Origin of the sequence: Streptomyces sp. NBC_00193 (assembly GCF_026342735.1) — a bacterium.
GTDB lineage: Bacteria > Actinomycetota > Actinomycetes > Streptomycetales > Streptomycetaceae > Streptomyces > Streptomyces stoeckheimensis.
The window spans coordinates 1,616,152-1,633,470 of sequence record NZ_JAPEMM010000001.1; the positions used below are offsets into that span (position 1 = coordinate 1,616,152).

General features: G+C 72.0%; 18 protein-coding genes. 11 read left to right on the forward strand and 7 right to left on the reverse strand.

Features of this window, described 5'->3' with window-relative positions; translation table 11 throughout:
• The first annotated feature begins 89 nt into the window (after positions 1 to 89).
• On the forward strand, positions 90 to 1,427 hold the full coding sequence (locus OG898_RS06780) for a M14 family metallopeptidase (protein WP_266955597.1): 1,338 nt from the start codon (positions 90 to 92) through the stop codon (positions 1,425 to 1,427).
• Between the two features lie 93 nt (positions 1,428 to 1,520).
• On the opposite strand, the gene OG898_RS06785 is transcribed toward OG898_RS06780, so the two are convergent.
• From OG898_RS06785 to OG898_RS06795, 3 genes are all read right to left on the reverse strand, one after another.
• Positions 1,521 to 3,431: a serine/threonine-protein kinase gene (locus OG898_RS06785; protein WP_266955599.1), complete on the reverse strand. Its 1,911-nt coding sequence runs from the start codon at positions 3,429 to 3,431 to the stop codon at positions 1,521 to 1,523.
• A 156-nt stretch (positions 3,432 to 3,587) separates the two neighbouring features.
• On the reverse strand, positions 3,588 to 3,998 hold the full coding sequence (locus tag OG898_RS06790) for a RidA family protein (protein ID WP_250742838.1): 411 nt from the start codon (positions 3,996 to 3,998) through the stop codon (positions 3,588 to 3,590).
• Positions 3,995 to 4,768: an IclR family transcriptional regulator gene (locus tag OG898_RS06795; protein WP_250742839.1), complete on the reverse strand. Its 774-nt coding sequence runs from the start codon at positions 4,766 to 4,768 to the stop codon at positions 3,995 to 3,997. Before OG898_RS06795 ends, OG898_RS06790 begins: the two co-directional genes overlap by 4 nt.
• A gap of 138 nt (positions 4,769 to 4,906) precedes the next feature.
• Between OG898_RS06795 and OG898_RS06800 the strand changes: the two genes are divergently transcribed.
• The 6 genes from OG898_RS06800 (at position 4,907) to OG898_RS06825 (ending at position 11,133) form a co-directional block, all read left to right on the forward strand.
• The gene (locus tag OG898_RS06800) at positions 4,907 to 6,184 is read left to right on the forward strand and encodes an amino acid deaminase (protein WP_250742840.1); all 1,278 of its coding nucleotides are present in this window, start codon (positions 4,907 to 4,909) and stop codon (positions 6,182 to 6,184) included.
• Between the two features lie 39 nt (positions 6,185 to 6,223).
• On the forward strand, positions 6,224 to 7,810 hold the full coding sequence (locus OG898_RS06805) for an amidohydrolase family protein (protein WP_266955602.1): 1,587 nt from the start codon (positions 6,224 to 6,226) through the stop codon (positions 7,808 to 7,810).
• 119 nt (positions 7,811 to 7,929) lie between these two features.
• Positions 7,930 to 8,937, forward strand: a complete 1,008-nt coding sequence (locus OG898_RS06810) for a YdcF family protein (protein WP_266955604.1) — start codon at positions 7,930 to 7,932, stop codon at positions 8,935 to 8,937.
• 96 nt (positions 8,938 to 9,033) lie between these two features.
• Positions 9,034 to 9,219, forward strand: coding sequence for a hypothetical protein (locus OG898_RS06815; RefSeq protein WP_250742843.1), 186 nt, complete (start codon positions 9,034 to 9,036; stop codon positions 9,217 to 9,219).
• Between the two features lie 126 nt (positions 9,220 to 9,345).
• Complete coding sequence (locus tag OG898_RS06820) at positions 9,346 to 9,810, forward strand: nitroreductase/quinone reductase family protein (protein ID WP_266955606.1); 465 nt, start codon at positions 9,346 to 9,348, stop codon at positions 9,808 to 9,810.
• Positions 9,811 to 9,861: 51 nt separating this feature from the next.
• Entirely contained in the window at positions 9,862 to 11,133 is a 1,272-nt protein-coding gene (locus OG898_RS06825) for an MFS transporter (RefSeq protein WP_266955608.1), read from the forward strand.
• 10 nt (positions 11,134 to 11,143) lie between these two features.
• On the opposite strand, the gene OG898_RS06830 is transcribed toward OG898_RS06825, so the two are convergent.
• Entirely contained in the window at positions 11,144 to 11,848 is a 705-nt protein-coding gene (locus OG898_RS06830; protein ID WP_266955610.1) for a TetR/AcrR family transcriptional regulator, read from the reverse strand.
• Between the two features lie 81 nt (positions 11,849 to 11,929).
• Here OG898_RS06830 and OG898_RS06835 point away from each other — a divergent pair, with 81 nt between their 5' ends.
• Positions 11,930 to 12,598 (forward strand): DUF4386 domain-containing protein, encoded by a 669-nt coding sequence (locus OG898_RS06835; RefSeq protein WP_266955612.1) that lies wholly within the window; start codon positions 11,930 to 11,932, stop codon positions 12,596 to 12,598.
• Here the strand turns inward: OG898_RS06835 and OG898_RS06840 are convergent, their stop codons facing one another.
• Positions 12,599 to 12,928 (reverse strand): hypothetical protein, encoded by a 330-nt coding sequence (locus OG898_RS06840; RefSeq protein WP_266955614.1) that lies wholly within the window; start codon positions 12,926 to 12,928, stop codon positions 12,599 to 12,601. It lies immediately after the preceding gene.
• 171 nt (positions 12,929 to 13,099) lie between these two features.
• Complete coding sequence (locus OG898_RS06845) at positions 13,100 to 13,576, reverse strand: macro domain-containing protein (protein ID WP_266955616.1); 477 nt, start codon at positions 13,574 to 13,576, stop codon at positions 13,100 to 13,102.
• Positions 13,577 to 13,884: 308 nt separating this feature from the next.
• On the opposite strand from OG898_RS06845, the gene OG898_RS06850 reads away from it, so the two are divergent.
• Both OG898_RS06850 and OG898_RS06855 read left to right on the forward strand, forming a co-directional pair.
• On the forward strand, positions 13,885 to 15,108 hold the full coding sequence (locus OG898_RS06850) for a PTS transporter subunit EIIC (protein WP_266960109.1): 1,224 nt from the start codon (positions 13,885 to 13,887) through the stop codon (positions 15,106 to 15,108).
• 2 nt (positions 15,109 to 15,110) lie between these two features.
• Positions 15,111 to 15,347 (forward strand): DeoR family transcriptional regulator, encoded by a 237-nt coding sequence (locus OG898_RS06855; RefSeq protein WP_250742850.1) that lies wholly within the window; start codon positions 15,111 to 15,113, stop codon positions 15,345 to 15,347.
• A gap of 69 nt (positions 15,348 to 15,416) precedes the next feature.
• Here the strand turns inward: OG898_RS06855 and OG898_RS06860 are convergent, their stop codons facing one another.
• Positions 15,417 to 15,833: a hypothetical protein gene (locus OG898_RS06860; RefSeq protein WP_266955619.1), complete on the reverse strand. Its 417-nt coding sequence runs from the start codon at positions 15,831 to 15,833 to the stop codon at positions 15,417 to 15,419.
• 269 nt (positions 15,834 to 16,102) lie between these two features.
• Between OG898_RS06860 and OG898_RS06865 the strand changes: the two genes are divergently transcribed.
• Positions 16,103 to 17,314, forward strand: a complete 1,212-nt coding sequence (locus OG898_RS06865; protein WP_250742852.1) for a pyridoxal phosphate-dependent aminotransferase — start codon at positions 16,103 to 16,105, stop codon at positions 17,312 to 17,314.
• Positions 17,315 to 17,319: the final 5 nt, after the last annotated feature.

Genomic DNA, 17,319 nt, shown 5'->3' on the forward strand with positions numbered 1-17,319 from the left:
CCGATTCGAGTTCTTGACCCGGACATGCCACGAGAGCACGCTGTGCGCGTCCGCACGGCTACCCCCACACTCCCACCCAGGAGAAACGCATGCGGCTCCACCACCGCCGAAGGGCCGCCGTCACGGCGGCCCTTCTCGCGCTCGCGCTCGGCGCACCCGCCTACGGCCTGAGCGCGACGGCAGCCCCGCCGCCCACCCCGTCGACCGCCACCCAGGACGAGTCGATCGTCCAGTACGAGATCCAGGGCCCGGCCACGGCCGTCGAACGCACCGCCCTGCTCCGTACCGGCGCCTCCATCGACGAGGTGGACACCAACTCCGTCGTCGTCAGCGCCGACACGATGCAGGCCAGGAAGCTGCGCGCCCTCGGCTACGAGCTGACCGCGCTGCCCGGACCGCCGGACCGCTCCGACGGGCGCGACATCGCCGCCGGGATCAACGACTTCCCGTCGAAGGACGCGCTCTACCACAACTACGCCGAGGCGAGCGCGGAGATCGACCAGCGCATCGCCCAGTACCCCTCGATCATCAGCAAGCGGGTCATCGGCAAGTCGTACCAGGGCCGGGACCTCGTAGCGATCAAGATCAGCGACAACGTCGCGACCGACGAGGCCGAGCCCGAGGTGCTCTTCACCGCGCACCAGCACGCCCGCGAGCACCTGACGGTCGAGATGGCCCTCTACCTGATCAAGGAGTTCGGCTCCAAGTACGGGACGGACTCCCGGATCACCAACGCCGTGAACGGCCGCGAGATCTGGATCATCCCCGACCTGAACCCGGACGGCGGCGAGTACGACATCGCCACCGGCTCGTACCGCTCCTGGCGCAAGAACCGGCAGCCCAACGCCGGCTCCTCCTACGTCGGCACGGACGAGAACCGCAACTGGAACTACAAGTGGGGCTGCTGCGGCGGCTCCAGCAGCAGCAAGAGCTCCGAGACCTACCGGGGCCCGGCCGCCGAGTCGGCGCCCGAGGTGAAGGCGGTATCGGACTTCGTGCGCAGCCGCGTGATCGGCGGCAAGCAGCAGATCACGGCCGCCATCGACTTCCACACGTACAGCGAGCTCGTGCTGTGGCCGTACGGGTGGACGTACAACGACACGGCTCCCGGCCTGAGCGCCGACGACCTGGCCGTGTTCAAGAAGATCGGCACCAGCATGGCGGCCAGCAACGGCTACACGCCGGAGCAGTCGAGCGACCTGTACATCACCGACGGGACGATCGACGACTGGCTGTGGGGCAACCAGAAGATCTTCGGCTACACCTTCGAGATGTACCCGACCGGCTCGGGCGGCGGCGGCTTCTACCCGCCGGACGAGGTCATCGCGAACGAGACGGCGCGCAACAAGGACGCGGTGCTGCAGCTCCTGGAGAACGCGGACTGCATGTACCGGTCGATCGGCAAGCAGGCGCAGTACTGCCCGTAGTGCCCGTAGTGCCCGTAGTGCCGTTAGTGCATGTCACGTGAGCCGGGGGCGCCCCACCGCCAGGGGGGCGCCCCTTCGCGCGTGCCGTCCCGGCTAGTCCTTCTTCGCCTGCTCGGCGTTGCGCCAGATCGTGAGGTCGAGGGTGATGTACTGGCTCGACTCCTTCGCCCCCGACTTGCCGCGGTAGGTCGCCACCGCGATGTGTCCGGCGTCGCTCAGGACGCAGACCTCGGATCCGGCCGTGAGCTGGTCGAGGGTGATCTTCTCGGTGAAGCGGGTCACCTTGCGGCAGGTCTCCAGCGAGCCCTTCTCCGAGTTGTTCAGCAGGACCAGCTTCCCGTTCGCGGTGCCGAACTCGTCCTTCCCGAAGGTGGTGTCCCGGTAGAAGTAGAGGTCTCCCTTTCCGTAGTGCACGCCCCCGCCGCCCGGTTCCTCCGCCGGACGCGGCGGATTGTCGGCGAGCAGCAGCCGGTGGGACCCGGGCATGTCGATGCCCTTGTACGAGACCGGCTGCGGGTCCACGGGCTTCTGGGCCCCGCCCGGGGAGGCGCTCGCGCTCCCGCCGCCGCCCTTGCTGCCCGACGCCCCGTCCGTACCGCCCTTGTCGCCGTCCGGCAGCAGGGAGCCGAGGACGGCGAGCCCGATGACCGCGCCCACGACGGACAGGGTGACGATCAGCCCGGTCCGCTTGGGCTTGGCCGGCGCGGGCGGGTACGTCGGCTGCCCCCATCCGGGCTGCGCGTAGGTGGGCTGGGTGTACGCCGGCTGCGCGTACGTGGGCTGCGGGCGCGGAGGCTGGGCGTACGCGGGCTGCCCGTACGGGGGCTGCGGGTGCGTCGGCTGCCCGTACGCGGGCGGCGTCCCGTAGCCCGTCGGCGCCGTCGGCGGACCGGTCGGCGCCGGAGCGGGCTGCGCCGCAGCGGCCTGCGTCGGGGCGGCGGCCAGGCCGGTGGGCGTGTAGCCGGGTGCGGCGGCGGGTGCCGGAGGCACGGCCTTGGCCGGGGGCTGCGCGGAGACCTCGGTCGGAACCGGCGCCGCCGTGGGCGGCTGCGGGGCAGGGGCGGAGACGGGCGGCGGGGTGGGCGCCGGGGCGGGCAGCAGCTGCACCCGCTCGGTGATGGAACCGGCGACCGCGCGCGGCAGCCAGTCCTCCCCCTGGCGCAGCGGCTCGGCGCCCGCGGCCTCGTTGCACAGCGCGATGATCTCGGTCAGGGCCGGGCGGTCGGCCGGGTCGCGGCTGAGGCAGCGGGTCACCAGGGGCCGCAGCTCCTCGGGCAGTCCGCCGAGGTCGGGGTCCTCGTGCACGATCCGGTAGAGCACCGCGTGCGAGGGCCCGTCGCCGTAGACGGAGGACCCGATGGCCGCGAAGGCGGCGATCTGGCCGAGGGCGAAGACGTCGGTGGCCGGGGTGATCGTGCCGGCCGAGGCCTGTTCGGGCGCCATGAACGCCGGGGTGCCGATGCTGACGCCCGTGCTGGTCAGGGCGGTGGTGTCGGCCGCGCGGGCGATGCCGAAGTCGATGACGCGCGGGCCGTCGGAGGCGAGGAGGACGTTGGCGGGCTTCAGGTCGCGGTGGACGATGCCCGCGCCGTGGATGACGGTCAGCGCCTCGGCGACCCCGACGGCCAGCAGCAGCACGCTGCGCGGCGGCAGTGCGCCGTGGTGGGCCACGGCGTGCGCGAGGGAGGGGCCGGGCACGTAGGCCGTGGCCAGCCAGGGCTGGGCTCCCTCGGTGTCCGAGTCGATGACGGGGGCGGTGTAGAGCCCCTGGACCCGCTCCGCGGACCGCACTTCCTGCTGGAAGCGCCGCCGGAACTCGGGGTCCTCGCCGAACTCGGACCGGATCACCTTGATGGCGATGGGCCGGCCGCCCGGCGTGTACGAGAGGTACACCTTGCCCATGCCGCCCGCGCCGAGCACCGCTGCGAGCCGGTAGCCGCCCACGACCTCCGGGTCGTCGGCCTTGAGCGGTTGGAAGATTCCTGCCGAAGGTGCGCTGCTCATTGAGGACCCATCCCTGCTAGCGGCGTTCCGGCCCCCGCCGGCGCCCCGAAGTCATCCGTGAGGGTACCCAATGGGCGCTCGGCGTCCGCCCCCGGACCGCGGGACCGGCGGCGGGAGTTGGCGACGGCTTGCGCCGACTCCCGCCGGCCGTCCGTGTCAGCCGAGCACCGCGAGGGCGTCGATCTCGATCAGCAGGTCGCCGGGGAGGCCCACGTACACCGTGGTGCGGGCGGAGGGGACCTCCTTGAGGTTCTGCTCCTCGAAGTAGGCGTTGTAGATCTCGTTCATCTCTTCGAAGTGCGTGGTGTCGGTGAGGTAGACGCGCAGCATCATCACGTCGTCCCAGGTCGCCCCGCCCGCCTCCAGCACGGAGCGGACGTTCTCCAGCGTCTGGAGGGTCTGCTCGCGCAGGGTGGGGCCGGCGGGCGTGGGCTCCTGCCCGTCCACGTGCGGGAGGAAGCCGACCTGGCCGGCGACCTGGAGGATGTTGCCCTTGCGGACGCCGTGCGAGAACTTCGCGGGCGGGTCGGTGTGGGTGGCGGGGGTGATCGCGATCTTGTCGGTCATGGCCTGTGTTCTTCCTGTTCCTGTACGGGGCCCGAGCCTGAGTACTCGCGGCCGATGGCGTCGGCGGTCTGCCGTACGAGCGGGAGGAGTTCGAGCAGCCCCACGACGGAGAGGACCACGCCGGGGGCGGAGACGGACATCGCGGCGACCACGCGGCCGTCGGGTCCGCGGACGGGGGCGGCCAGGCAGTTCAGGGACTCCTCGTGGCCTCCGATGTCCGTGGCCCACCCCTGGGCGCGCACGAGGTCCAGCTCGCGCAGGTACGCGGCGGCGTCGGGGGTGGACCGGGGGGTGTAGGCCGGGTACTCGATGCGCGCGGCCAGGGCCCGGCGCTCCGGCTCGGGCAGGTCGGCGATGAGCAGCTTGGCCACGGCGGCGACGGTGAGGGGGACGGGCCGGCCGATGCGCGAGTACATCCGGACCGCGTAGCGGCTGTCGACCTTGTCCACGTAGACGACCTCGTCGTCCTGGTGGAGGGCGAGGTGCACGGTGTGGCCGGTGATCCGGTTCAGTTCCAGCAGGTGCGGGTGCGCGATGTCGCGGACGTCGAGGTTCTCGATGGACTCGGCGGCCAGCGCGAAGAGGGAGGCCCCGAGCCGGTAGCGCCCGTCGCCCTGCCGGTAGACGAAGCCGTGCTCCTGGAGGGTCCGCAGCAGCCGCAGGGCCGTGCTCTTGTGCACGTCGAGCACCTCGGCGACCTCGCCGAGCCCGGCGGGGCCCTTGGCCAGGGCAGGCAGGATCCGGAGCGCCCGCTCCACCGACTGGCTCACTCAGCGTGCCTCCGTACAGAACCGGGGCCCGGCCCCGTTGACCCGTCGTCACCCGGGATGTTAGACAGCATGCAGCGGTGCATGCAACGACTGTTGCACTGTACGCAACAACCGCAATACCCCGGGAGGCACACGCACATGCCCAGCGACCCCGTCCAGGCACTCGCCCAGGAGCCGGTGGACCACCGGTTCAAGGGGCTCCCCCCGGACGCCGGACAGGCGGGCCTCACCGTGGGAGAGCTGACCGCCCAGCGGCGCAGCCTCTACACCGGCGGGTTCACGACGCCCGTGCTCACCCTCGACGCCGAGGCCCTGAGCCACAACCTCGCCGCCCTCGGCACCTACGCCGAGCGCCACGGCCTGGCCTTCGCCCCGCACGGCAAGACCTGCATGGCCCCGCAGCTGTTCCGGCGTCAGCTGGAGCACGGGGCCTGGGGCATCACCGCCGCCGTCCCCCACCAGGCGCGCGTCTACCGGGCGTTCGGCATCCAGCGGATCTTCCTCGCCAACGAGCTCGTCGACGCCGCCGCCCTGCGCTGGGTGGCCGCCGAACTCGCCGCGGACCCCGATTTCCGCTTCGTCTGCTACGTGGACTCCGTGCGCGGGGTCCAGCTCATGGACCGGGCCCTCCAGGGGCAGCCCCAGCAGGTCGACGTGGTCGTCGAGCTCGGCGCCGGGGAGGGAGCCCGCACGGGGGCCCGTACCGACGAGGACTGCCGGGCCGTCGCCGACGCGGTGGCGGGCACGGACACCCTGCGCCTGGTCGGCATCGCCGGGTACGAGGCGGAGGTGCCCGGCGCGGAGCCGGACTCCGTGCACGCCTACCTGCGCCGGCTCACCGCGCTGGCGGCCGAGTTCGACAAGGCGGGACGGTTCGAGGGGGTCGGGGAGATCGTCGTCAGCGCGGGCGGCTCCGCCTGGTTCGACGCCGTCGCCGACGTGTTCGCCGAGCTGCCGGAGCTCTCGCGGCCGGTCCTGAAGCTGCTGCGCTCCGGTGCGTACGTCTCCCACGACCACGGCTGGTACACCCGCCTCACCCCCTTCAACCGGGTCCCCGAGGAGGGCGGCCTGCGCCCCGCCTTCCGGCTCTGGGCGCAGGTGGTCTCCCGCCCCTCCCCCACCCAGGCGTTCGTCAACGCCGGCAAGCGGGACATCGCCTACGACCTGGGGCTGCCCGAGGCGGAGCTCGTACGCGATCCGCTGACCGGCGACGAGCGCCCGGCCACCGGGATCCGCGTGCTCAAGCTCTCCGACCAGCACGCCTGGCTGGAAACGGACTCCGCCGAGGACGTGCAGGTCGGCGACTGGGTGGCGCTGGGCATGTCCCACCCGTGCACGATCTTCGAGAAGTGGCCGCTGATCCCGGTGGTGGAAGCCGACGGCACGGTCACCGAGTACGTCCGGACGTTCTTCTAAGCCCCGGCTTCCGAGCTCCGGAGGAGCGTTCCCACCACCATGGACCTGGTCATCCGCGGGGCCCGCGTCGTCGACGGCACGGGCGGGCCCTCCTACACCGCCGACGTCGCCGTCCACGAGGGCCGCATCGCCGAAGTGGGCAGCAGGATCGCGGGCGGCGGGCGGCACACGCTCGACGCCCGCGGCCTCGCCCTGGCCCCCGGTTTCATCGACATGCACGCCCACAGCGACCTGGCGCTGCTGCGCGATCCGGACCACGGCGCGAAGGCCGCCCAGGGCGTGACCCTCGAAGTCCTCGGCCAGGACGGCCTGTCGTACGCCCCCGTCGACGACCGCACGCTGGCCGAGGTGCGGGCCGCCATCGCCGGCTGGAACGGCACGGGCGAGGACATCGACTTCGACTGGCGCACGGTCGGCGGGTACCTGGACCGGCTGGACCGGGCCCACGGCGGGCAGGGCATCGCCGTCAACGCCGCCTACCTGGTCCCCCAGGGCACCGTCCGCGCCCACGTCGTCGGCTGGGGCGACCGCCCCGCCACCCCCTCGGAGCTCGACCGGATGCGGAACCTGGTCGCGGAGGGGCTCGCGCAGGGCGCCGTCGGCATGTCCTCCGGGCTCACCTACACCCCGGGCATGTACGCATCCGGCGCCGAACTGAGCGAGCTGTGCCGGGTGGTGGCCCGGTACGGCGGCTACTACTGCCCGCACCACCGCTCGTACGGCCGCGGGGCCCTGGCCGCCTACGCCGAGATGGTCGAGCTGACCCGCGAGGCCGGCTGCGCCCTGCACCTGGCGCACGCCACGATGAACTTCGGGGAGAACCGGGGCCGGGCGGGCGAGCTGCTCGCCCTGCTCGACGGGGCACTGGCCGACGGCGCCGACATCACCCTCGACAGCTACCCGTACACCCCCGGCTGCACCACCCTGGTCGCCCTGCTGCCCAGCTGGGCGAACGAGGGCGGACCCGAGGCGGTCCTCGCCCGGCTCCGCGACGACGCGGAGGCCGAGCGGATCCGGTACGCGCTGGAGGTGGAGGGCGCCGACGGCTGCCACGGGGTCCCGGTCGACTGGTCGACGATCGAGATCGCCGGGACCACGGACCCGGCCTACGGGGCGTACGTCGGCACCCGCGTCCCCGACTGGGACACGGCCCGGGCGCTGCTGCTGGGCGACCGGCTCGGACCGAGCATCCTCCAGCACGTCGGGCACGAGGAGAACGTACGGGCGATCATGCGCCACCCGGTCCACACGGGCGGCTCGGACGGCATCCTGCAGGGCGCGAAACCGCATCCGCGGGCCTACGGCACCTTCCCGCACTACCTCGGGCACTACGTGCGCGAGCTGGGCGTCCTCTCCCTGGAGGAGTGCGTCGCCCACCTCTCCGGCCGTCCCGCCGCGCGGCTGCGGCTGCCGGACCGGGGGCTGGTGCGCGCCGGGCACCGGGCGGACCTCGTCCTCTTCGATCCGCTGACGGTCGCGGCCGGATCGACGTACGAGCAGCCGCGCACGCTGCCGTCCGGGATCCCGTACGTCCTGATCGACGGGCGTTTCGTCGTACGGGACGGGCGCAGGACGGACGTCCTGGCCGGGCGGTCCGTGCGCCGGACCCCGCACGGCGGCCGCTGACCGGACGCGGATCGGACGCGGATCGGACGTGGATCGGACGTGGATCGGACGTGGATCGGACGTGGATCGGGCGCTGATCGGCCGCCGACCGAACGGATGCCGCACATACGATGAGCGGCATGTACGCCTTTGTTCCTGCCGCTCTCTTCCTCGTCCTCTTCGGCGTGAGCGTCCGGGAGGACCGTCGGCGCTTCCGCAACGCGGTCTATCTGGGCCTCACCCTCATATTCCTGTCCGTCGCCCTGCTCACCCTGGTCCCCTACCTGCCCGCCGGGCTCGACACGGCCGTCGTGGCGCTGGTCTTCCTGGTCCCGGCGCTCGGCACGATCGCACTCGGGTTCTTCCTGATCGGCAACGCCGTGACGGTGATCCGCAAGGAGGGCCGCCGCCCGGCCCTCCTCTCCTTCGCGGCCGGGATGGGGATCTTCGCCCTGATCGCGTTCGTCCTGACCCTGGGCAACCGCGGCTCCCAGGCCTGGGACGCGGTGGTGGTGGGCGTGGTCCTGCTGGCCGGGTACGTTTCCTTCCTCTTCCTCTGCTTCCTCGCCTACGCCTTCCTCTACGGCCGGATCACGGTGCACGGGGACGTCGACTTCGTGGTGATGCTCGGCTCCGGCCTCATCGGCGGCGACCGGGTCCCGCCGCTGCTGGCCTCGCGGCTGCGCAAGGGCCGGGAGATCCACGACGCGCAGATCGCCCGCGGCGGGCGGGTGCCGCTGCTGCTGACCTCGGGCGGCAAGGGGAGCGACGAGAAGCTCGCGGAGGCGCGGGCGATGGCCGACTGGCTGATCGCCGAGGGCGTGCCGCAGGAGCACGTGCGGCTGGAGGACCGGTCCCGCACGACGGAGGAGAACCTCCTGTTCAGCCGCACGGTCATGGAGGCGGCCGACCCCGGCTACCGCTGCGTGGTGGTCACCAACAACTTCCACGCCTTCCGCGCCGCGATGATGGCCCGCAAGGCCGGGGTGAACGGCCAGGTGCTGGGATCGCCGACGGCGAAGTACTTCTGGCCGAGCGCGACGATCCGGGAGTTCGTGGCGGTGTTCTGGGAGCACAGGATCGTGAACCTCGGCATCTGCGGGGCGATCGTCGCGCTGACGGCCGCACTTGCGGCCGTCAGCGCCTGAGCGACGGCCCGGTCCCGACCCGGTCCCGGTCCCGAGGTGCGTTCATGGGGGCGCGGCCGGAGGATGGGGGCCAGGGGGACACAGCAGGAGGTAGCCATGGACAGTGAATCGGACCAGCAGCCCAAGCGCCCCGCCCACCTCTACACGGGGTCGGAGCACCCGTTCGACCCTGAGGACCTCGTCATGGCACGCGGCCAGGACCCGACGCCGGAACGGGTCGAGAAGGCACGCAAGCTGATCGAGAAGGAGGGCGCGAGGGCGCTCGAACGCTACCTCCCGTAGGTGGGCCCGGAGCGGGGCGGACCGGTCTCCCCGGTCCGCCCCGAGGTGCGGGCGGGACGATGCGCATCCAGAATCGATGGATGCTCGTTAGCCCGCGCGGGGGCCGATTCCGGAAGGACGACAACGATGGCGATCGACTCCCCCACGGCCACGACCGTTGACTGGGACCACCCGGCCGACCCTCCGACGGGCCAGCTCTCCACGCACGTGCGCGCGTACGTGGACACGTCCGGCGCCGACGGGCACCTGTGGCACGGGGTTCCGACGCTGCTCCTGACCACCCTCGACCGGTTCTCCGGGCGGCCCGTCCGCACGCCGCTGATCTACGCGAAGGACGACGGCCGCCACATCGTCCTGGCCACCGCGGCCGACGGCACGCCCGGCGTCCCCTCCTGGTACCGCAACCTCACCGCCCACCCCGAGGTCCGGCTCCAGGTCGGCGCCCTGACCGCGCAGGCCCGCGCGCGGACGGCGACCCCGGCGGAGCGGGAGACCTACTGGGAGGCCGTGACCGCCCTGTGGCCCGCCTACGAGGACCACCAGGCGGCGGCCGCACCCCGCGAGATCCCCCTGGTGATCATCGAGCGCTGACCTGCGGGCGGGGTGCTCACGGCTCACATCCCGGTGTGATCAAATCTCCGGATGCTCCGGATGATCACCCGCCCCGACCAGGGCCACAGCGGTACCGCGCGTCTCTGGACGGCGAGCGCGCTGTCCTCGGGGTCGACCTGGGTCATGCAGATCAGCCTGTTCATCCAGGTGCTGCAGGACTCCTCCCCCGCCACGCTGGCGGCCGTGGAGCTCATCGGGACCGTGCCCGCGCTGGCGTTCATGATGGTGGCCGGCACCCTCGCGGACCGGTTCGACGTGCGGCGCCTGGCCGTCGGCTCGATGGTCGCGCAGGCCGTATGCGTCCTCGGCATGGCGCTCTTCCTCGACCACGGCATCTGGATCACCGCCGCGTTCTACGGGCTCCAGGGACTCGGCAACACCCTCTGGCCGCCGGCCCGTCAGCAGTGGCTGTACGGGGTGGTGGCACCGGAGTCCCGGCCCGCCGCCAACGCCCGGCTGGGCTCCGTCTCGGGGACCATGACCGTCGTCGGCGCCTCGCTCGGCGGTGCGCTGGCCGGCTGGAGCCCGGCCGGGGCGATGGCCGTCGCGTGCGCGCTGCAGGTGCTGGCCGTCGTACCGCTGCTGGCGCAGGCCCGGCGGCCGATGCCGTACGCGGAGCCCGCGGCGTCGGGGGCGTCGGCCCCGGAGCCCGCGGCGCCGATGCGCAAGGAGCTGACCGCGGGTCTGCGGGTGCTGCGCGAGCTGCCGCTGGCGCGCTCCGTCGTCTGGATCGGCATCGCCTGGGGCTGCATCGGCGGGGCGTACGACATCCTGCTCGCCGCCTACGCCACGGGCCATCTCGGCGGTGGCGGCGCGGTGTTGGGCTCGCTCTACGTGGCGGACGGGGTCGCCGTCATCCTCGGCACGGTCCTGGCCGCCCGCTTCGCGGTCCGCCGGCACCTGGCGGCGTACACCGCGGCCTACGTGGTCCAGGGGCTGGCCTGGGGGGCCTTCTTCCTCGCGGGGCACCCGGTCCTGGCGGTGGCGCTGCTGGGCGTGATGCGGCTGGCCGGTGGCGTCGTCATCGCCCTGGACACCACCGTGCTGCTGGCCACCGTCCCCGCGGCGGTGCGCGGGCGGGTCTCCAGCCTCCACATGACCACGTACGGCGCGATGGCCCGCGTCTCCCTGGCCCTCTTCGGCGGCCTCCTCACCGTCTGCGACGTGCGCACCGTCGGCGTCTGCACCGGCGCCGCCTCGGTGGTGCTCGGCATCCTCTGGTGGTGCCTGCGCGACCGCGAGGCCCAGCGCAGCTACCCGGCGGCGGTCGCGGAGCGCGAACCGGCCGCCGCGGCCGCGTAGTTCCCCCGGCCTAGCGCGAGGAGGTCCAGCCCCGGCGGCGGAGGCCTTCGAAGCCGTCCAGGAGGAGGTCCAGGGCGAACTCGAACTCGAACTGGTCGTCGCAGCCGCCTCCACCGCCGGTGCCACTGCCGCCGACCGTGGAGGCCTCGTCGTGCGCGGCCGTCGCGGCCAGTTCCGCGATGTGCGGGTAGTGCGCCGCCAGCGCCGGGTCCGGCGGGCCGGAGGGGCCCGAGGTGTCGAACAGCTCCTGGCTGAAGCCGAGCAGGCGGCTGCCCATCGCGTGCATGACGTGGTGCGTGAGGTCGGCGGAGAGGCCGCCCTCCCGGAAGATCCCGGCCATCGAGTCCAGGTACGCCAGCACGGCCGGGGTGGGGGCGGTCCGCGATTCGATGACCCGGGCCGCCCAGGGGTGGCGGAGCAGGACCCGGCGGGCCGAGAGGATCCGCCCGCGGACCACGGGCTGCCAGTCGGGGCCCGTGGCGGGCGGGTCGACCTCGCCGACGACGGCGTCGACCATGCCGTCGAGCAGCTCCTCCTTGTTGGCCACGTGCTTGTAGAGGGCCATCGGTACGACGTCCAGCTCCTGCGCGAGCCTGCGCATGCTGAGCGCGTCGATGCCGATGGCGTCGGCGAGCGCGACGGCGGCGCGCAGGACGCGGTCCCTGCTCAGGGGGGTCCGTTGCGTGCCGCTGGCTTCCTGCCGGTTCGTCCTCACCTTGACGAGTGTACGCCGTACACCTATGGTCGCTGCAAGGTGTACGGCGTACACCTCCATCGAGTGAGGGGTACCGAGAAGATGAGTCCGGACCGGAGAACCGCAGTGGCCGCCGGGCTGCTGTTCCTGCTGACCGAGGTCTCCGCGATAGCCGGGGCGGCCCTCTACCGCCCCCTGCTGGGCGCGGCGGACGGCCGGCTCGCGCAGGGCGCCGACACGCAGGCCCTGATCGGCGCGCTCTGCGAGGTGGTGCTGGTGGTGGCGGTGGCCGGCACCGGGACGGCCCTGTTCCCCGTCCTGCGGCGCCACGGCGAGGGGCTCGCGCTCGGGTACGCCTTCGGGCGGCTGCTGGAGGCGGCCGTCATCGCCGTCGGCATCGTCTCCGTCCTGGCGCTCGTCACCCTGCGGCGGGAGCCGGGGGCGGCGGACGGCGCCGACGCCGCGCTGGTGGCCGTGCACGACTGGACGTTCCTGCTCGGCCCCAACGTCGCCCTCGGCCTGAACACCGTCCTGCTCGCGTACCTGGCCTACCGCGCACGGCTCGTCCCGCGCCCCATCGCCGTCCTCGGCCTGATCGGCGGCCCCCTGATCTGCGTCTCGGCCGCAGCCGTGATGTTCGGCGCCTACGACCAGCTCTCCCCGGCGGGCGCAGCCGCCGCCCTCCCGGTCTTCGCCTGGGAACTGGCACTGGCCGGCCGGCTGCTCACCAGAGGCTTCACCCCCGACCCGGGACCCGTGCGCGCCGGCTGATCAGCGCACGCAGTCCAGCTCCACGCAGGGCGTGGAGTAGTCCCGCGCCCATTCGTTCCCGTCGACGTTGACGCTGTTGAAAGGGTCCGGATGGGTGGCCCCGACGCCCGACCTCTCGACCGTGCGGATCAGCTTCTTCACGGTCCTGGGCTTCTTGCGGCTGAGGTCCTTGACGGGGCGCGGGGTGTCGGAGTCCGTGGTGAGGCCTGCGGCCGTCGCGCCGGGAGCGGCGGGAGCGGCGACAGCGACGGACGAGAGCGAGACGCCTCCGCCGGCCAGGAGGGTGGCGATCAGCAGCGGGACGACACGTCGGGTCCGGATGGCGATCATGGGGAGAGGCTCCCCATGTCATGGAATGCGGTGGGGCGGGGTCACCCGTCCGCCGTTCTCCGGCGTCACCGTCACTCCATTGCGCCCCGGGCCGGACCTGCCGTCACGGCACGGAAAGTCGGGGCTTGACACCCATCGGGCCCGCCCGCGACAGACCTTCCGCCACATCCTTCAGCCGAAGTCGTACACCGTGACGGGTATCCCCTTCGCGCACAGCTCGTCCCGGATGAGCGGCTCGATGCGGGACCACTTGCCGCCCGCGAGCCCGCAGCCGATACGGGGCATGTGGACGGAGGCGCCCCGTTCCGTGGCGTGGGCCGCCAGGCGGTCGAGGCAGCGTTCGATCGCCTCGTAGCGGACGGGCGGGCCGCCGCTGCCGGTGCGGATGCCGTGCTGGCCGACCATGTTCGCGACCCAGATGTCCGGGCGGACCTGGACGAGCTGTACCGCGCCGAGCGCGAAGTCGTTCCCGCTGCGACCCCTGTGCCAGGCGCGGTACGCGGCCTCCGGCTCGCTCCAGCGCTTCGAGAGCGCGAGGACGAAGCCCTTGCCCCACCCGCCGAGGTCGTTGCAGACGTGCGCGATGATCTTCGGCCCCCGGGCCTGCGGACTGGTCGCGTCCCCCCGGATGATCGTCGGCTGGTGCATGCGGATCCCCTTTCCCCCTGCCCGGAAGGTACCTGGCCCCTCTGACATCGCCGGAAGGCACGTGACTCGGGGGGCTTGGGGCCTCAGCCTTCGGGTCGTAGGTCCGCAGTCTTTACGACCATGGGTTTATGCGGTTTTAACCGTGTTACAACTGGAACATCGCGCTGCAAATGGCGCATTTTCCTTCGCTGTTGCCCAGCCCACACAAGCGCTGCCTGCCTTGGCAACACACCCCGTTTCCTCTGGAGGAAGCAACCGTGAGTACAGCCGAGCAGACGGCCCCGTCTGCCAAGAAGAACTCCGCCGCCATGGCGGTCATGCAGCGCCTCGGCCGCAGCCTCATGCTGCCGATCGCCGTGCTGCCGGCCGCCGCGCTGCTGATGCGCTTCGGCCAGGAGGACATGCTGGGCAGCAAGTCGCTGCCGGGCTGGTGCAACGACATCGCCTCGTACATGGCGGCCGGCGGCAACGCGATCTTCAACAACCTGGCGCTGCTCTTCGCCGTGGGCATCGCGGTCGGCTACGCGAAGAAGGCCGACGGTTCCACCGGCCTCGCGGCCGTGGCGGGTTACCTCGTCTTCTCGAACGTGCTCGGCACCTTCACCGACGGCAGCCTGCCGCAGGTGGAGAAGGTCGTGAACCACCAGGTCGTCCTGGTCGATGCACCCGTCAACGCCGGCGTCCTCGGCGGTGTCGTGATGGGCATCGTCGTCGCCCTGCTGTACCAGAAGTTCTACCGGACCAAGCTGCCGGACTGGGCGGGCTTCTTCGGCGGCCGCCGCCTCGTCCCGATCATGTCCTCCCTCGCGGGCCTGGTCATCGGCATCGTCATGGGCCTGATCTGGCCGGTCCTCGGCAAGGGCATCCACGGGCTCGGCGAGTGGCTGGTCAACTCCGGCGCCGTCGGTGCGGGCATCTTCGGCGTCTTCAACCGTGCGCTCCTGCCCATCGGCATGCACCACCTGCTGAACTCCTTCCCGTGGTTCCAGGCCGGCTCCTTCGACACCCCGACCGGCGCCGTCCACGGCGACATCGCCCGCTTCCTCGCCGGTGACCCGACCGCCGGACAGTTCATGACCGGCTTCTTCCCGATCATGATGTTCGCCCTCCCGGCCGCCTGCCTCGCGATCGTCCACTGCGCCCGCCCCGAGCGCCGCAAGGTCGTCGGCGGCATGATGTTCTCCCTCGCGCTCACCGCCTTCATCACGGGCATCACCGAGCCGATCGAGTTCACCTTCATGTTCATCGCCCCGGTGCTGTACGCGATCCACGCGGTCCTGACCGGTGTGTCCATGGCGCTGACCTGGGCGCTCGGAATGAAGGACGGCTTCGGCTTCTCGGCCGGCGCGATCGACTTCGTCCTCAACCTCGGCATCGCGTCGAACCCGTGGGGTCTGGCCGGCATTGGACTCTGCTTCGCGGCGCTGTACTACTTCATCTTCCGCTTCGCGATCACCAAGTGGAACCTGCCGACCCCGGGCCGCGAGTCCGACGAGGAGCTCGCCGAGATCCTCAAGGCCGAGGCGAAGTAACCGTGCCCGCGGCGCAGCGCACCCCCGGACGGGGAATGCCGTGCGAGGAGCGGCGCGAGCTGATCGCCGGAGCGGTACGGGCCAACGGCCGCGTACGGGTCGCCGATCTCGTACGGGAACTGGGCGTCAGCCGGATGACCATCCACCGGGACCTCCAGCACCTGGACGCCCAGGGCCGGGTCCGCCGGATCCGCTCCGGGGCGACGACCACGATTCCCGCCGCGGCCGGCACGGCCTGAGCGCCACCCCGAAAGCAGGGGCGGGGCACCACCGACCGACCGGTGGCGCCCCGCCCCTTTTCGCGTTCCTCAGGCCCGCGCCGTCGCCGCCAGCAGCCCGCGCCACCGGGTGCGCTCCGCGACCAGGCAGGCCCCCGCGAGGGCCGTCACCGGGACCGCCGCCCACACGGGCCAGGCTGACCATGACGCCGCCACGGCCACGACGAGCTGGAGCAGCACCAGCGCGATCGTCACCGCGCCCGGCACCGCGACGATCACCTGGGCCTTGTCCCCCGGGGTCGAGAACACCGTGGGCAGGCCGATCAGCAGCACCACGCTCGCCACCGCCGCCGTCACCGACCAGCCGGCCAGCGCCCACGGGGCCGCCACCCAGGCGCACAGCTCGGTCGCGAAGCGCAGCACCGAGGGAAGGTCCGCCCGCGCCCCTGCCCCCGGCACCGGCACCGCCCCCGGCCCGCCCCCGCCGCCCGCTCCCACATCGCCCATCTCCCGCGCCCCCCGCTCTCCTTGATCACTGCCGCGCGCCGCGGACACCTTAGGACCGGGCAGGGTGACGAGCGCAACACCGGTCCGGCCCCCTCCGTCGGACCCACCCATTCCGCAGGCCGGAGCGGGGCCGCGGCCCCGGTTTCCAAGGGCTCGTGGCGCCCGTACCCAAGCTTTGTGCGAAAGGGGACATATCGGTCTGGTGCCCACCCCTCCGCTCCGGGTCGAATAGCGGAGCGCGCCCGCATCGGGCCCCGTAAGCTCCCGTCATGCAGGTGATCCAGTCAACGAAACTCGCCAATGTCTGCTACGAGATCCGCGGCCCCGTCCTCGAAGAGGCGATGCGGCTCGAAGCAGCAGGTCATCGCATCCTCAAGCTCAACACCGGCAACCCCGCGGCCTTCGGCTTCGAGTGCCCGCCGGAGATCCTTGAGGACATGCTCCGCAACCTGGGCAACGCCCACGGCTACGGGGACGCGAAGGGCCTGCTCTCGGCGCGCCGTGCGGTCATGCAGCACTACCAGACCAAGGGCATCGACCTGGACGTCGAGGACATCTACATCGGCAACGGGGTCTCCGAGCTGATCCAGATGTCGATGCAGGCGCTGCTCGACGACGGCGACGAGGTGCTCGTCCCGGCGCCGGACTACCCGCTGTGGACCGCGTCCGTCAGCCTGGCCGGCGGCACCGCCGTGCACTACCGCTGCGACGAGCAGTCCGACTGGATGCCGGACCTCGCCGACATCGAGCGCAAGGTCACCGACCGGACCCGCGCGATCGTGATCATCAACCCGAACAACCCGACCGGCGCCATCTACGACGACGAGATGCTGCGCGGGCTGACGGACATCGCCCGCCGCCACAACCTGATCGTCTGCTCGGACGAGATCTACGACCGGATCCTCTACGACGGCGCCACGCACACGAACACCGCCGCCATCGCGCCGGACCTGCTGACGCTCACCTTCAACGGGCTCTCCAAGAACTACCGCGTCGCCGGCTACCGGTCCGGGTGGATGGCGGTGTGCGGGCCCAAGAAGCACGCCTCGTCCTACATCGAGGGCCTGACGATCCTGGCGAACATGCGGCTCTGCGCCAACATGCCCTCCCAGCACGCCATCGCCACCGCCCTCGGCGGACGGCAGTCGATCAACGACCTGGTGCTGCCCGGCGGGCGGATCCTGGAGCAGCGCGACACGGCCTACGACCTGCTGACGCAGATCCCCGGCATCACCTGCGTGAAGCCCAAGGGCGCGCTGTACCTGTTCCCGAAGCTGGACCCGTCCGTCTACAAGATCAAGGACGACCGGCAGATGGTCCTCGACCTGCTCCGCGAGGAGAAGATCATGGTCGTGCACGGTACGGGCTTCAACTGGCCCGAGCCCGACCACTTCCGGATCGTGACCCTGCCCAACGCGAAGGACCTCGCCGACGCGGTCACCCGGATCGGCAACTTCCTCGACGGGTACAGCCAGCCGTAGCGGTT

Coding starts and splice junctions, on each gene's coding strand:
- OG898_RS06780 (WP_266955597.1), top strand. CDS start 90: ATGCGGCTCCACCACCGCCGAAGGGCCGCCGTCACGGCGGCCCTTCTC.
- OG898_RS06785 (WP_266955599.1), bottom strand. CDS start 3,431: ATGAGCAGCGCACCTTCGGCAGGAATCTTCCAACCGCTCAAGGCCGAC.
- OG898_RS06790 (WP_250742838.1), bottom strand. CDS start 3,998: ATGACCGACAAGATCGCGATCACCCCCGCCACCCACACCGACCCGCCC.
- OG898_RS06800 (WP_250742840.1), top strand. CDS start 4,907: ATGCCCAGCGACCCCGTCCAGGCACTCGCCCAGGAGCCGGTGGACCAC.
- OG898_RS06805 (WP_266955602.1), top strand. CDS start 6,224: ATGGACCTGGTCATCCGCGGGGCCCGCGTCGTCGACGGCACGGGCGGG.
- OG898_RS06810 (WP_266955604.1), top strand. CDS start 7,930: ATGTACGCCTTTGTTCCTGCCGCTCTCTTCCTCGTCCTCTTCGGCGTG.
- OG898_RS06815 (WP_250742843.1), top strand. CDS start 9,034: ATGGACAGTGAATCGGACCAGCAGCCCAAGCGCCCCGCCCACCTCTAC.
- OG898_RS06820 (WP_266955606.1), top strand. CDS start 9,346: ATGGCGATCGACTCCCCCACGGCCACGACCGTTGACTGGGACCACCCG.
- OG898_RS06825 (WP_266955608.1), top strand. CDS start 9,862: ATGCTCCGGATGATCACCCGCCCCGACCAGGGCCACAGCGGTACCGCG.
- OG898_RS06835 (WP_266955612.1), top strand. CDS start 11,930: ATGAGTCCGGACCGGAGAACCGCAGTGGCCGCCGGGCTGCTGTTCCTG.
- OG898_RS06840 (WP_266955614.1), bottom strand. CDS start 12,928: ATGATCGCCATCCGGACCCGACGTGTCGTCCCGCTGCTGATCGCCACC.
- OG898_RS06845 (WP_266955616.1), bottom strand. CDS start 13,576: ATGCACCAGCCGACGATCATCCGGGGGGACGCGACCAGTCCGCAGGCC.
- OG898_RS06850 (WP_266960109.1), top strand. CDS start 13,885: ATGGCGGTCATGCAGCGCCTCGGCCGCAGCCTCATGCTGCCGATCGCC.
- OG898_RS06860 (WP_266955619.1), bottom strand. CDS start 15,833: ATGGGCGATGTGGGAGCGGGCGGCGGGGGCGGGCCGGGGGCGGTGCCG.
- OG898_RS06865 (WP_250742852.1), top strand. CDS start 16,103: ATGCAGGTGATCCAGTCAACGAAACTCGCCAATGTCTGCTACGAGATC.